Annotated in this window: 16 protein-coding genes and 1 pseudogene; 4 read left to right on the forward strand and 13 right to left on the reverse strand. The window is 59.7% G+C overall.

Annotated features, from left to right (window positions below; all coding sequences use genetic code 11):
• Positions 1-144: 144 nt before the first annotated feature.
• Entirely contained in the window at positions 145-1,002 is an 858-nt protein-coding gene (locus AC1RP7_RS04265; RefSeq protein ID WP_493181419.1) for an SDR family oxidoreductase, read from the forward strand.
• 138 nt (positions 1,003-1,140) lie between these two features.
• Here AC1RP7_RS04265 and AC1RP7_RS04270 read toward each other — a convergent pair whose 3' ends face one another.
• From AC1RP7_RS04270 to AC1RP7_RS04295, 6 genes are all read right to left on the reverse strand, one after another.
• Positions 1,141-1,881 carry a hypothetical protein gene (locus AC1RP7_RS04270; RefSeq protein WP_057712738.1) on the reverse strand — a complete coding sequence of 247 codons (741 nt, stop codon included), beginning with the start codon at positions 1,879-1,881 and terminating at the stop codon, positions 1,141-1,143.
• A 67-nt stretch (positions 1,882-1,948) separates the two neighbouring features.
• Complete coding sequence (locus tag AC1RP7_RS04275; RefSeq protein WP_003229509.1) at positions 1,949-2,329, reverse strand: RidA family protein; 381 nt, start codon at positions 2,327-2,329, stop codon at positions 1,949-1,951.
• A gap of 24 nt (positions 2,330-2,353) precedes the next feature.
• The gene (spoT, locus tag AC1RP7_RS04280) at positions 2,354-4,459 is read right to left on the reverse strand and encodes a bifunctional GTP diphosphokinase/guanosine-3',5'-bis pyrophosphate 3'-pyrophosphohydrolase (RefSeq protein ID WP_008047084.1); all 2,106 of its coding nucleotides are present in this window, start codon (positions 4,457-4,459) and stop codon (positions 2,354-2,356) included.
• A 57-nt stretch (positions 4,460-4,516) separates the two neighbouring features.
• Positions 4,517-4,780 carry a DNA-directed RNA polymerase subunit omega gene (gene rpoZ, locus AC1RP7_RS04285; protein ID WP_007921129.1) on the reverse strand — a complete coding sequence of 88 codons (264 nt, stop codon included), beginning with the start codon at positions 4,778-4,780 and terminating at the stop codon, positions 4,517-4,519.
• Between the two features lie 167 nt (positions 4,781-4,947).
• Complete coding sequence (gmk, locus tag AC1RP7_RS04290; protein ID WP_046038947.1) at positions 4,948-5,568, reverse strand: guanylate kinase; 621 nt, start codon at positions 5,566-5,568, stop codon at positions 4,948-4,950.
• A gap of 12 nt (positions 5,569-5,580) precedes the next feature.
• Positions 5,581-6,444, reverse strand: a complete 864-nt coding sequence (locus AC1RP7_RS04295) for a YicC/YloC family endoribonuclease (protein ID WP_057712739.1) — start codon at positions 6,442-6,444, stop codon at positions 5,581-5,583.
• Positions 6,445-6,712: 268 nt separating this feature from the next.
• Between AC1RP7_RS04295 and rph the strand changes: the two genes are divergently transcribed.
• Together rph and AC1RP7_RS04305 are read left to right on the forward strand one after the other, a co-directional pair.
• Positions 6,713-7,435, forward strand: coding sequence for a ribonuclease PH (rph, locus tag AC1RP7_RS04300; protein WP_057395880.1), 723 nt, complete (start codon positions 6,713-6,715; stop codon positions 7,433-7,435).
• A gap of 28 nt (positions 7,436-7,463) precedes the next feature.
• A complete protein-coding gene (locus AC1RP7_RS04305) occupies positions 7,464-7,832 on the forward strand; it encodes a DUF4870 domain-containing protein (RefSeq protein ID WP_057712740.1) in 369 nt (122 codons plus the stop codon).
• Between the two features lie 173 nt (positions 7,833-8,005).
• Here the strand turns inward: AC1RP7_RS04305 and crc are convergent, their stop codons facing one another.
• Positions 8,006-8,785, reverse strand: coding sequence for a catabolite repression control protein Crc (gene crc, locus AC1RP7_RS04310; RefSeq protein ID WP_003229491.1), 780 nt, complete (start codon positions 8,783-8,785; stop codon positions 8,006-8,008).
• A gap of 81 nt (positions 8,786-8,866) precedes the next feature.
• On the opposite strand from crc, the gene pyrE reads away from it, so the two are divergent.
• Positions 8,867-9,511, forward strand: a complete 645-nt coding sequence (gene pyrE, locus AC1RP7_RS04315) for an orotate phosphoribosyltransferase (RefSeq protein WP_034147724.1) — start codon at positions 8,867-8,869, stop codon at positions 9,509-9,511.
• A 133-nt stretch (positions 9,512-9,644) separates the two neighbouring features.
• Here pyrE and AC1RP7_RS04320 read toward each other — a convergent pair whose 3' ends face one another.
• The 6 genes and pseudogenes from AC1RP7_RS04320 to dut form a co-directional block, all read right to left on the reverse strand.
• Entirely contained in the window at positions 9,645-10,028 is a 384-nt protein-coding gene (locus tag AC1RP7_RS04320) for a hypothetical protein (protein WP_150812730.1), read from the reverse strand.
• A complete protein-coding gene (locus AC1RP7_RS04325) occupies positions 10,015-10,587 on the reverse strand; it encodes a hypothetical protein (protein WP_057712743.1) in 573 nt (190 codons plus the stop codon). The genes AC1RP7_RS04320 and AC1RP7_RS04325 overlap by 14 nt, the downstream gene beginning before the upstream one ends.
• Before the next feature lie 18 nt (positions 10,588-10,605).
• Positions 10,606-10,866 (reverse strand): hypothetical protein, encoded by a 261-nt coding sequence (locus tag AC1RP7_RS04330; RefSeq protein ID WP_493181418.1) that lies wholly within the window; start codon positions 10,864-10,866, stop codon positions 10,606-10,608.
• A gap of 190 nt (positions 10,867-11,056) precedes the next feature.
• Positions 11,057-11,962, reverse strand: coding sequence for an acetylglutamate kinase (argB, locus tag AC1RP7_RS04335; protein WP_053163877.1), 906 nt, complete (start codon positions 11,960-11,962; stop codon positions 11,057-11,059).
• Positions 11,963-11,979: 17 nt separating this feature from the next.
• Positions 11,980-13,356, reverse strand: a pseudogene (locus AC1RP7_RS04340) (phosphomannomutase/phosphoglucomutase); the annotation flags it as partial.
• A 266-nt stretch (positions 13,357-13,622) separates the two neighbouring features.
• Positions 13,623-14,078, reverse strand: coding sequence for a dUTP diphosphatase (gene dut / locus AC1RP7_RS04345; RefSeq protein ID WP_007975171.1), 456 nt, complete (start codon positions 14,076-14,078; stop codon positions 13,623-13,625).

A 14,078-nucleotide genomic window follows, 5' to 3' on the forward strand; every position in this document is an offset into this window, starting at 1 on the left:
CTCGAAGGCCGAGAACAAAAGTGGGGAGGCATTATTGCAAGTAATTCTTGTTAACAGAAGTAATAGCGTCTCTTTTTTTCCTGCATTACTAGCCGCCTGTCTGTTGCCGGCGCTAGTCTGTGGCTTTCCGATGGGAGTTTTCTGATGTCTGCGCCTACTGTTTTGATCGCCGGCTGCGGTGATGTCGGCAGCCGCCTGGCCACGCAATTGCTGGCGGCGGGGTGGGAGGTCCATGGCCTGCGACGCGACGTTTCACGCCTGCCCAAGGGCGTCATCGGCGTGGCCGGTGACCTGTTCAACAAAGACTGCCCGGACACTTGGCCAATCGGCGCCGTGGATTACCTGGTGTATTGCGCGGCGGCCACAAATCACGACGAAGCCGGTTACCGCGCTGCGTATGTTCAGGGGCTGGAGCATGTGCTGGAGTGGCTGGACGACTACGGGCAGATGCCCAATCGCCTGTTGTTCGTTTCCAGCAGCAGTGTCTACGGTCAGCAGAATGGCGAATGGGTCGACGAGGCTTCACCGGCCGTGGCGGCGGGCTACTCCGGACGTGTGATGCTCGAAGCCGAGCAACTTGCCCTCAAGAGCGGCATTCCGGCCAGTATCGTGCGCCTGACCGGCATTTACGGTCCCGGCCGTGAATGGCTGCTGACCCAGGTGCGCCGGGGTTATCGCGTGGCGGTCGAGCCACCGTTGTATGCCAATCGGATTCATGCCGACGATGCCGCAGGGTTGATCGCGTGCCTGCTTGAGGCGGATCGGCGTGGGGTGGCGCTGGATGATGTCTACATCGGCGTCGATGATGCGCCGGCAGCGCTGGCCGATGTGGTGGGCTGGTTGCGCGAATATCTGGGTGTGACCGAATGGGCCGATGACGACAGCGTGCGTCGCACTGGCAGCAAGCGCTGCAGTAATGCGCGGGCCAAAGCGTTGGGCTGGACGCCGAAGTATCCGAGTTTTCGCGAGGGGTATGCGGCGATCATTGAAGGGCGCTGCTGACTTCCAGGCACCGTAAACACCTGTGGGAGCGAGCTTGCTCGCGATGGCGGCATAACAGTCAACGATAATGTTGGATGTTATGGCCTCATCGCGAGCAAGCTCGCTCCCACAGTGTTTCGTGGTGCTTTCAAGGGACGCTTATTGCTTCTCCAGCAACCACTTGCGATCACCCGGCGTGTACTGAGGCATCTCGTCCGCCTGCGCTGTGTTCACGGTCTGGAAAATCTCCAGCTCTTTGCCCTTGCGCGCAAAGATCCAGGCGTTGCCCTGGCCATTGAGTTGCAGCCACATGTTGTCATTGCCGCCGCTCATGGACGCGCAATCACCGGCCAGGCACAACGCATAGCGGTCGCTGCCCGGCAGGCCGGTCACCTGGCCGTCGGCCTGGAATTGAACCGTGTTGCCTTCGCCCGGGCCGTTGACGATTGTCCAGCCGCCGCCCATGTAGGCTGAATACAGGGCGCGTTCGAAGGTGGCACCCATCGGTGCGCCATCCGGTACCTGGATCTGTACGCGGTCGAAGACTTGCTCAGGCTCATTGTCGCTGGCGGACTGGCTCAGTTGCTTGCCGTCACGCTTCAGTTCACTGGCCGAGCTGCCATAAAAGTCGACTTTCCAGGCGCCGGACTCTTCACCCAGCAGCTTGCCATCGACATTTTCAAAACCGTTGGTGTAGCGGGCCTGACCGGCCTTGGTGTTGATGTCCCATTCCAGGTTCGGGCCATAGGCCTGGAGCGCTTCACGCAGGGGGACGCCTTTGGCGGCAGCATCGATCGCCACCTGGTTGATCCAGGTGCCGCTGATGTCGCGGTCGGCAGGGTTGCTGGCACATCCGCCCAGGAACAGGGCAAGCAGCGAGAGAACAAGCGCGTTGCGCATGGTGGAATCCTTTCAAGCTTTCTTTACAGCAGAGCAGTCGGCGCAGCCCGAGGCTGCGCCGCACGCATTACTCGATGACCAGGATGGCATCCATTTCGACCTGCGAACCCTTTGGCAGGGCGGCTACGCCGATGGCGGCGCGTGCAGGGTAAGGCTGGTCGAAATACTTGCCCATGATCTCGTTGACCTTGGCGAAGTGGCTCAGGTCGGTGAGGAAGATGTTCAGCTTGACGATGTCCTTGAACGAACCGCCGGCAGCTTCAGCCACGGCCTTGAGGTTCTCGAATACCTGGACGGTCTGGGCTTCGAAGCCTTCAACCAGTTCCATGGTTTTTGGGTCCAGGGGAATCTGACCCGACATGTAAACGGTATTGCCAGCCTTGATCGCCTGGGAGTAAGTGCCGATGGCGGCCGGGGCCTTGTCGCTGGTGATAACAGTCTTGGTCATGTAGGACTCCTTGTAATTAGGGGCTTAGGCGCGCATGCGGGTGATGCGAATCACCCCGGTCAAGGCGCGCAGTTTCTTGATCACGCGGGCCAGGTGCACGCGGTCGTGCACGCTGACCACCAACTGGACCACGCTGATGCGACCATCGCGTTCATCCATGCTGATTTTTTCGATATTGCCGTCGGCTGCGTTGACGCTGCTGGCCAGCAGGGCGATCAGGCCGCGCTGATGTTCCAGCTCGACGCGAAGCTCGACGTTGAATTCGCCGGTGACATCCTTGGCCCACGAGAGCTGGATGCATTTTTCCGGGTTGTGGCGGATTTCGCTGATATTTCGGCAGTTGTCCAGGTGCACGACCATGCCCTTGCCGGCGGACAGGTGGCCGACAATCGGGTCGCCCGGGATCGGGGTGCAACACTTGGCGTAGCTGAGCACCAGGCCTTCGGTGCCGCGAATCGCCAGTGGGCCTTCAGGGCTTGGCAACTGTTCGCCTTCGCCCAGCAACCGGCGGGCCACTACATAGGCCATGCGATTGCCCAGGCCGATATCTTCCAGCAGGTCTTCGATCAGTTCCAGGCGGTACTCGACCAGCATGGCCTTGACGCGCTCGGCCGGGATTTTCTCCAGCGAGCTGTCGAAGCCGTTGAGGACCTTGTTCAGCAGGCGCTCGCCGAGGCTGATGGATTCGGAGCGGCGTTGCAGCTTCAGTGCGTGGCGTATGTGTGTGCGCGCCTTGCCGGTGACCACGAAGTTGAGCCAGGCCGGGTTCGGCCGTGCGCCGGGAGCGCTGACGATCTCGACCGTGGAGCCGCTTTGCAGCGGTTCGGACAGCGGCGCGAGTCGACGGTTGATCCGGCAGGCGATACAGCTGTTGCCGACGTCGGTGTGCACCGCATAAGCGAAGTCGACCGCCGTGGAGCCCTTTGGCAGCTCCATGATCCGGCCTTTTGGCGTGAACACGTAGACCTCGTCCGGGAACAGGTCGATCTTCACGCTTTCGATGAATTCCAGCGAGTTGCCGGCGCGTTGCTGCATTTCCAGCACGCCTTTGACCCACTGGCGGGCGCGGGCGTGGGTGCCTTTCGGCTGCTCGTCGCCGCTGGATTTGTACAGCCAATGGGCGGCGATGCCGTTGTTGGCCATCTCTTCCATTTCGCGGGTGCGGATCTGGATCTCGATCGGCACACCGTGCATGCCAAACAGCGTGGTGTGCAGCGACTGATAGCCGTTGGCCTTGGGGATCGCGATGTAATCCTTGAAGCGCCCCGGCAACGGTTTGTACAAATTATGCACAGCACCCAGCACGCGGTAGCAGGTATCGACCTTGTCGACGATGATCCGGAACGCGTAGACGTCCATGATCTCGTTGAAGGCCCGACGCTTGCCGCGCATTTTCTTGTAGATGCCGTAGAGGTGTTTCTGGCGACCGCTGACCTCGCCCTGGATGCCATCGATGGCCAGGCAGTGGCTTAAGGATTCTTCGATCTTGTTGACGATTTCCTTGCGGTTGCCCCGGGCGCGTTTGACGGCCTGGTAGATCCGCGCGGAACGCATCGGGTGCATGGCCTTGAAACCGAGGTCTTCGAACTCTATGCGGATGGCGTGCATGCCCAGCCGGTTGGCGATGGGCGCATAGATTTCCAGGGTTTCCTTGGCGATGCGCCGGCGTTTTTCGCCGGACAGCACTTCCAGCGTGCGCATGTTGTGCAGGCGGTCGGCCAGCTTGACCAGGATCACGCGAATGTCGCGAGCCATGGCCATGGCCATTTTCTGGAAGTTTTCGGCTTGGGCTTCGGCCTTGGTCTCGAAGTTCATCTGGGTCAGTTTGCTGACCCCGTCGACCAGTTCGGCCACGGTTTCGCCGAACTGCGCTTGCAGCGCTTCCTTGGCAATACCGGTGTCTTCGATCACGTCATGCAGCATCGCGGCCATCAGGCTCTGATGGTCCATGTGCATGTCGGCAAGAATATTCGCAACCGCGAGTGGGTGCGTGACGTACGCCTCGCCGCTACGGCGGCGTTGGCCGTCGTGGGCTTGTTCGGCGTAGAAATACGCTCGGCGGACCAGGTTGACCTGGTCCTTGCCGAGGTAGGTCGATAAGCGATCGGCGAGGGCGTCTATGCTCGGCATGATGTCTCCTGCCGTAAGCTTTTATCCCGCGCCGTGCTACGTCGACCAGGCATAGGCTTAGACGGCCTCGTTGGACTCGTCCTCGAATGCAGCAAAAAGCGGTTCATCTTCAACGATTTCGGCTTCGGCGATAGCTGCGTAGTCGATCAGGCCTTCAGCGATTTCGCGCAGGGCAACGACGGTAGGCTTGTCGTTTTCCCATGCTACTTTCGGCTCTTTGCCGCCGGTGGCCAGTTGACGGGCACGCTTGGTAGAGAGCATGACCAGCTCAAAGCGGTTATCCACGTGTTCTAGGCAGTCTTCAACGGTTACGCGGGCCATGGTCTTCCTCGTAGCAAATGCAATATGCGCGCTGCCCGGATGGGCGAGCGGACTCGACAGTTTAAAAAATCACCAGCGTTTAGGGAAGCGCTGATTTTTTGACCAAGCCCTTCAACGCGCTGCAAGTACCAATGTAAAGCCCTTGCAGCGGTTTTGGGAAGAGCTGATTAACCGAGCAATTCAGCCAGCAATTTGCCGTGACGCTGTTGCTGACGCTTTTGAATCAGCTGATTGGCGCGGAAAATCGCCTTCAGGTCGTGCAGCGCGTGGGCGAAATCGTCGTTGATGATCAGGTAGTCGTAGTCGACGTAGTGGCTCATTTCGCTGACGGCTTCACGCATCCGGCCGTCGATGACTTCGTCACTGTCCTGGCCGCGATTGGTCAGGCGCTGGTGCAGGGCCTGCAATGACGGCGGCAGAATGAAGATCGAGCGGGCCTGAGGCATCAGCTTGCGCACTTGCTCGGCACCTTGCCAGTCGATTTCCAGAATCAGGTCGTGGCCTTCGTCCAGGGTTTGCTGCAGGTGGCTTTGCGAGGTGCCGTAGAGGTTGCCGAACACTTCGGCGCGCTCGAGGAAGTCCCCGTGCTCGATCATCTTCACGAACTCGCTGCGGTCGACGAAGTGATAGTTCACGCCATTCACTTCACCGGGGCGCATGGCGCGGGTGGTGTGGGAGACCGAGACGCGGATCTCCGGATTTGCGTCGGTCAAAGCCTTGACCAGACTGCTCTTGCCCGCGCCCGAAGGAGCGGAAATGATGTACAGGGTGCCGGTGCTGTGTGTCATGTCGGGGTAGCCTTACTCAATATTCTGCACTTGTTCGCGCATCTGCTCGATCAACACCTTGAGGTTGACCGCAGCCTGGGTACTGCGCGGGTCGAAGGCTTTGGAGCCCAGTGTATTGGCTTCGCGGTTGAGTTCCTGCATCAGGAAGTCCAGGCGCCGACCGGCGGCACCGCCGGATTTGAGCACCCGGCGAACTTCGATGATGTGAGTGCTCAGGCGATCCAGTTCTTCGGCGACGTCACTTTTTTGCGCGAGCATGACCATTTCCTGCTCCAGGCGCTGCGGATCCATCTCGGCCTTCATGTCGGCGAAACGGTCGAGGACTTTCTGGCGCTGGGTGGCGAGCATTTGCGGGACCAGTTCGCGCAAGGTCACCACGTCTTCTTCGATGGCGCTCAGGCGCTCGTTGATCAGCCGCGCCAGCTCCGCGCCTTCGCGCTCGCGGCCGGCCTTCAGCTCCTTGAGGCCCTGATTGAACAGTGCCAGCGCTTCGGCGTTCAAGGCTTGCGGGTCGGTGGCGTCGCCTACCAGTACGCCGGGCCAGGCAAGGACTTCCAGCGGGTTCAGCGCTGCCGGGTTCTTGATCAGGCTGGCGATGGTCTCGGCGGCGGCGACCAGTTGCGCGGCGCGCTCCTGATCGATTTGCAGCGCCTTGCCGGTGTTTTCTTCGGTGAAGCGCAGGGTGCATTCAAGCTTGCCCCGCGATACACCCTGGCGCAGGGCTTCACGAACAGCGCCCTCGAGGTCGCGAAAGGACTCCGGCAGGCGCAGGTGGGGTTCCAGGTAGCGGCTGTTGACCGAGCGCAGTTCCCAGCTCAGGGTGCCCTGGACGCCGGCTTTCTCGACGCGGGCGAAGGCGGTCATGCTGTGCACCATGGAGGTACCTCGCAAGGCAGATCGGCACAGAACCGAGGTTCCGGGAATCCGATATCAATGAATTAAAGCCGACTGGCAGCAAAGGCGCAGGATTGTAGCGCAGTGGCGCGGATGCGCCCAAACACACAGTGTGACAAAGAGCGGCAGGCCTGCACCGGCGCGCGGTACAGAGCCCTCGGTCGTCGGCGGATTTTTTTAGAAGTGCCCAGTGGCGGCCGTCGGCTCTATAATGCTCCGCAGTTTTCCGTCCCCAGTACAGGTACTCCCTATGATACGTCCAAGTGGTCGCGCTGCCGATCAGCTCCGCTCGATCCGCATCACCCGCAACTACACCAAGCACGCCGAGGGTTCTGTGCTGGTCGAATTCGGTGATACCAAGGTCATCTGCACCGTCAGCGTTGAACCGGGCGTACCGCGTTTCCTGAAAGGCCAGGGCCAGGGTTGGCTGACCGCCGAGTACGGCATGCTGCCGCGCGCTACCGGCGAGCGTAACCAGCGTGAAGCCAGCCGTGGCAAGCAAGGCGGGCGCACCCTGGAAATCCAGCGTCTGATCGGTCGCTCCCTGCGCGCTGCGCTGGACATGTCCAAACTGGGCGATATCACCCTGTACGTCGACTGCGATGTGATCCAGGCCGATGGCGGCACCCGCACGGCTTCGATCACCGGTTCCATGGTTGCGCTGATCGATGCCTTGAAAGTGATCAAGAAGCGTGGTGGCCTGAAGGGCGGCGACCCGGTCAAACAGATGATCGCCGCTGTATCCGTGGGCATGTACAAGGGTGAACCGGTGCTCGACCTCGATTACCTGGAAGACTCGGCCGCCGAGACTGACCTGAACGTGGTAATGACCAGCGCTGGCGGCTTCATCGAAGTCCAGGGCACTGCCGAAGGCGCGCCGTTCCAGCCTGAAGAGCTGAACGCCATGCTCGAACTGGCCAAGAAAGGCATGAACGAGATCTTCGAACTGCAAAAGGCCGCCCTGGCCGACTGACCGGGCTGCTCCAGACAAGGAGGACACCATGAGTGACGAGCAACTGCCGCTGCCCACGCCGAGCCAAGAGGCGCGTCAGTGGGCCATGTTTTGCCACTTGTCCGCCTTGCTGGGGATCTGGATTCCGTTCGGTACGATCATCGGCCCGCTGATTCTCTGGCAGATCAAGCGCGAGATGGACCCGTTCATCGATGCCCAGGGCAAGGAAGCGCTGAACTTTCAGATAACGGTGGCGATCGCCTCGGCTATCTGCTTCTTGCTGATGCTGGTGATTATCGGGTTCTTCCTGTTTGGCCTGATCGCGATCGGTGCGCTGGTGCTAACGATCATTGCCGGGGTGAAGGCCAATGAAGGGCAGCCTTATCGGTATCCGTTCACATGGCGGTTGATCAAATAACGATCAGCAAGATCCCCTTGTAGGAGCGAGCTTGCTCGCGAAGATGTGTCAGCCACATTGGTGTCAACTGACACACCATCGCGAGCAAGCTCGCTCCTACAGAGGGCGGCGCCAGCGTCGCCCACAAAAAAGCCGACCCTGAAGTCGGCTTTTTTGTGTCTGCGAAACGACGCTTAAATGGTCAGCGTCCAGTCGTAGTCCACGATCAGCGGCGCGTGTTGCGAGAACCGCGGCTGGCGTGGCAGGCGTGCGCTGCGTACGAAGCGGCGCAGGCCAGGGGTCAGCAACTGATAGTCGAAGCGCCAACCGAGGTTGAGCATCTCCGCCTGTTCGTTGTCCGGCCACCAGCTGTACTGGTCGCCTTCCCGGCTGACTTCCCGCAGGGCGTCGACATAACCCATGTTGCCGACAATCTCGTCCATCCAGGCACGTTCAGGTGCCAGGAAGCCCGGAGATTGCTGGCTGTCGCGCCAGTTCTTGATGTCGAGCTTCTGCTGCGCCACGTACAGCGAGCCACAATAAATGTACTCGCGGCGTTTGCGCCGCTGCTTGTCCAGGTACTTGCCGAAGTCGTCCATGAGCTTGAACTTCTGGTTCAAGTCCTCATCGCCGTTCATCCCCGAAGGAAGCAGCAAGGTGGCAATACTGACTTTGTCGAAATCTGCTTGCAGGTAGCGCCCGTAGCGGTCGGCCGTCTCGAAACCGAGACCGCTGATGACAGCCTTCGGTTGCAGCCGCGAATACAAAGCCACGCCGCCTTGGGCAGGGACTTCAGCATCGCAGGCATAAAGGAAGTAGCCATCCAGTTGGAAGGCTGGGTCATCCAGTTCAAAGGCGGAGGCACGGGTGTCCTGCAGGCAGATGACGTCGGCATTCTGTGCTTGCAGCCAACTGAGCAAACCACGCTCGACTGCAGCCTGAATACCATTGACGTTCACACTGATGATCCGCATAAATGGCCCCAAAAATCGCGTGCGTGTATGATACACGGCGTCAAGCTAATTAGCTAAATCCGTGGTATTTGGGGTTTTTTCATGCAAGCGTATCAGCGCGATTTCATCCGTTTTGCCATCGATCGCGGCGTTTTGCGCTTCGGTGAGTTCACCCTGAAGTCCGGGCGCACCAGTCCTTACTTCTTCAATGCCGGCCTGTTCAACTCGGGTTCGGCCCTGGCGCAGCTGGGTCGTTTCTACGCCGCCGCCATTGCCGAGAGCGGCATTTCGTTCGACGTGCTGTTTGGCCCGGCCTACAAAGGCATTCCGCTGGCGGCGACTACCGCCGTGGCCCTGGCCGAGCATCACAACCGTGACTTGCCATGGTGCTTCAACCGCAAGGAAGCCAAGGCCCACGGCGAAGGCGGCAGCCTGGTTGGCGCACCGCTGACCGGTGAAGTGCTGATCATCGACGACGTGATCACCGCCGGCACCGCCATCCGTGAAGTGATGCAGATCATCGCCTCCCAGGACGGCGCCAAGGCCGCTGGCGTGCTGATCGCCCTGAACCGTCAGGAGCGTGGCAACGGCGAGTTGTCGGCGATCCAGGAAGTCGAGCGTGACTTCGGCATCCCGGTGATCAGCATCGTTTCGCTGAACCAGGTGCTGGAATTCCTGGCGGACGATCCGCAGCTCAAGCAGCATCTGCCAGCTGTGGAAGCCTACCGCGCCCAGTTCGGCGTTTGATACGCCGACCCTGTAGGAGCGAGCCTGCTCGCGATGGACGTCCCAACAACGCGGGTTGTCAGGCACCCCCGCGTTATCGTTGACGTTTTTCGCGAGCGGGCTCGCTCCTACAACGGTCTTTTTGTTTGTGCTGTCAGTGCAGTCTTCGCCATTTTCCTATCAGTTTTAGTGCCAATCCCAGATTGAATAGCGCGAACACCAGCAGTGCCACGACGACTAGAACGTAAAGCGTGCGGTCCACATCGAAATCCCACAGATCCAGTCTGCTGCCACGCATGATTCGAGCGGCGGCCGGCAGGTTGACGTAAAAAAGTGCTGTGAAGGCGCAGGTCAGGGGCAGGGCGCAGCCGAGCAGAACGCCTGAAACCTTCTCTCGGCTACGTTTTCTGGCCAGTGGGCCTGGTTGTTTTTCATCCAGTTCCAACGCTTCATGCAATTTTGGCCATGCCAGGTTGAACATGAAGGTGGTCAGGGTCAGCAGCAAACCACTGACCGCGACGATGTCACTGAACGGCATTCAGGCCCAGTGTCCGGCACAGCAGCGCGTGGGAATCCTCGCTGATTTCGAACTGCCCGGCACTGCCTTTGCGTTTGATGATGGGTTTGAAAGTCGGCTCGTTCTGGGTGATCAGCATGTTCAGTTCATCGCGGATGACGTCCGAGCTGATCACCACCAGATACACGGTCTGCGCGTGCTCCGCAGACTCGATCACGGCTCGCATGCTGTGCTGCAGGATCTCGTCCAATTGATTGCGGAAGCGTGAAACCGTGTTTTTCAGCAAGGTTTTGCTTTGGCTCTGAGTCAGCTGGAAAATCGTCGATATCTGCGATTCGGTTGGCAGGGTCTGCCCGAAGTAGCTTTGAATCAGATACAGCAAACGGTCCTGTTTTGCTTCATCGGCCCGGCTCGGCATGCCGCCCTCAACCAGCATTTTCAAGTATTCAGTCAGGCTCGCCTTGGCTATACGCTGTAAGGCATGAGCAATTTCCGTGTCGGAAATCTTCAGGGTTTTCTTGACCGGTTCCTTCTGCTCCTGCTCGAAAGCCTGGGCGTCGATCGTGAACGAGATCTGCATGGCTCAGTGCCTCCGTGGCTATTTTTTGCTCGCAGGGCTGGTTGTCTCGGCCATTTTGTTCTCGACGGATTTGTCGGTTTTTTCCGGATACGGGTCATTCGGGGCGTCGCCCTGGCCGGTCAATACTTTCCAGGCTTTGCGCGTGTGAGGGGTCTTTTTGAGATCAGGGCAGGGTGGCATTGATGTTTGCGACGGGCCTGAATACTCAAATCCGCAGTCTACGCAGGCGTAGGTGCCTGCTGAAATGTCACTGCCGTATGGAACATGGTCTTTTTGCATGGGTAGATCTCCTGTGGATGCAGGGAAGATCCTATGCAGATTGATTCCTTAATGATGTCGGACGTTTCGTTATCTGAAGTGAGGCATTTCCTGCACGCATAAAAAAGATCGCAGACTTCGTCAGCACCTACGGAAAGTTCATACTTCCGTAGGTGCCGCTGAAGGTTGCGATCTTTATGACGTTCTTGAATCAGTGACGCTTGCGATTGCTGATCAGGGTGCCCACGCCGGTATCGGTGAAAATTTCCAGCAGGATCGCGTTCGGCACGCGACCGTCGATGATCAGCGAGCTGCCCACGCCGCCCTGGACCGCTTCCAGTGCGCAACGGATCTTCGGCAGCATGCCGCCATAGATGGTGCCGTCGGCGATCAGGTCGTCGACTTGCTGGGTTGTCAGGCCGGTCAGGACCGTGCCCGACTTGTCCATCAGGCCGGCGATGTTGGTCAGCAGCATCAACTTCTCGGCTTTCAATGCCTCGGCGACTTTACCGGCCACCAGGTCAGCGTTGATGTTGTACGACTCGCCGTTGGCGCCGACGCCGATGGGCGCGATCACCGGGATGAAATCGCCCTTGACCAACAGGTTCAGCAGGTCGGTATTGATGCCGACTACTTCGCCCACGTGGCCGATGTCGATGATTTCCGGGGTGGTCATTTCCGGCGTCTGACGGGTAACGGTGAGCTTCTTCGCGCGAATCAGCTCGGCGTCTTTACCGGTCAGGCCGATGGCGCTGCCGCCATGACGGTTGATCAGGTTGACGATGTCCTTGTTGACCTGGCCGCCGAGGACCATTTCAACCACGTCCATGGTCGCGGCGTCGGTGACGCGCATGCCGTCGACGAAATGGCTCTCGATCGACAGGCGCTTGAGCAGGTCACCGATTTGCGGGCCGCCACCGTGAACCACCACCGGGTTGATGCCCACGGCCTTCATCAGCACGATGTCGCGGGCGAAGCCGGTTTTCAGCTCCTCGCTTTCCATCGCGTTGCCGCCGTATTTGATCACCAGTGTCTTGCCGACATAACGGCGGATGTAAGGCAGCGCTTCGGACAGGACCTTGGCGGTGTTGGCGGCGGCTTCGCGTTCGAGGGTCATTCAGGGCTCCGGGTGAATCAGAACGGTAGTTGGAGATCAGGTGCAACACGCTTCAACTGGGCGTGGAAAACGTCCTTGATGCGCTGCAATTCAGCCTCGTCATCGGCCTCGAAACGCAGCACCAGCACCGGTGTGGTGTTGGATGCGCGTACCAGGCCCCAGCCTTTGGCATAGTCGACTCGCACGCCGTCAATGGTGGTCAGGTCGGCGCCTTCGCCCCACTGCGCATCGTGCAATGCATCAATGATGCTGAATTTGCTCTCTTCGGTCACATGGATATTGATTTCCGGCGTAGAAATATCGTTCGGGAAGGTCGCGAACAACTCTTCGGCCGAGGATTTTTCCTTGCTGAGGATCTCCAGCAACCGCGCGGCGCTGTAAATGCCGTCGTCGAAACCGAACCAGCGCTCCTTGAAGAAGATGTGCCCGCTCATTTCGCCAGCCAGCAGGGCGCCGGATTGTTTCATTTTCTTTTTGATCAACGAGTGACCGGTCTTCCACATTAACGACCGGCCACCGTATTCCTTGATCAGCGGAATCAGGCGGCGGGTGCATTTGACGTCGAAGATGATTTCGGCGCCCGGGTTGCGCGCCACAACGTCGCGGGCGAACAGCATCAGCAACCGGTCTGGGTAGACGATGCTGCCGGTGTTGGTCACCACGCCGACGCGGTCGCCATCGCCGTCGAAGGCCAGGCCGATGTCAGCGTTGGTTTCCTTGACCTTGGCGATCAGGTCCACGAGGTTTTCAGGCTTGCCCGGGTCCGGGTGGTGGTTCGGGAAGTTGCCGTCCACTTCGCAGAACAGCGGGATGACTTCGCAGTTCAGCGCTTCGATCAGTTGCGGAGCGATCACACCGGCCGCGCCGTTACCGCAATCGACGACCACTTTCAGGCGACGGGCCAGCTTGATGTCTTGGACGATTTCGGTGGTGTAGCGGTCGAGGATCTCGACCTGGGTGATGCTGCCCTGGCCGCTGCTCAGGTTGTTGGTCTTGAGGCGGTCGTGCAGGGCCTGGATCTGTTCGTTGGCCAGGGTGTCACCGGCGATGACGATCTTGAAACCGTTGTAGTTCGACGGGTTGTGGCTGCCGGTGAGCATCACGCCGGATTTGCCGGCCAGTACGTTGGCGGCGTAGTAAAGCGCCGGAGTCGGGACCAGGCCGACATCACTGACGTGGCAGCCGCTGTCGGCGATGCCTTTGATCAGTTGCGCGACCAGCTCCGGGCCGGACAGACGGCCATCGCGACCGACGGAAACGTTTGGCTCGCCCTGGGCCAGGCTTTGGGAGCCGACGGCGCGGCCGATCCAGTAAGCGGTTTCGGCGTTCAGGAATTCCGGGACGGTGCCGCGGATGTCGTAGGCGCGGAAGATGCTGTCAGGGAACTTGGGTGCGATTTTGGCCGGGGTGTTCATCTGTGGAAATGCTCCATCTCGAAAGTGGCTGGACAGGCCGCCGATTCATTCGGTGGCAGGTTCAAACTGAAGGGTATGACGGCGTTTTCCACAGAGAGTTCGTGGTGTGAAAGGGCCATGACGCCCCTGACGACAAGGGTTTGACCGGGCAATGCCTTGATTTTCGGAGCTAAACCTTGCAGATGACAATTTGAATTTTGTGGCGAGGGAGTCAGATCCCCCGCAACAAGAAGAGCAAGATCGGATCAGCGGGTGCCGGTATGGCCGAAGCCGCCGGTGCCGCGCTCGGTTTCAACAAACTCTTCAACCATCTCGAAGTGAGCCTGCACTACTGGTACCAGCACCAGCTGCGCCAGGCGCTCGCCAACCGGCATGGTGAACTCGGTCTGACCACGGTTCCAGCAGGAAACCATCAATGGGCCTTGGTAGTCGGAGTCGATCAGCCCCACCAGGTTGCCCAGCACGATGCCGTGCTTATGGCCCATCCCCGAGCGCGGCAGAATCAGCGCCGCCAGGTTCGGGTCGCCGATATAGACCGAAAGGCCGGTGGGGATCAGCACGGTTTCACCCGGCTTGATCACGGTGTCCTGTTCCAGCATGGCGCGCAGGTCGAGGCCGGCGGAGCCCGGTGTGGCGTATTGTGGCAGCGGGAATTCGGTACCGATGCGGGGGTCGAGAATCTTGGCTTGCAAAGCGTGCAT

Source organism: Pseudomonas sp. GW822-FHT01E03, from assembly GCF_058802985.1.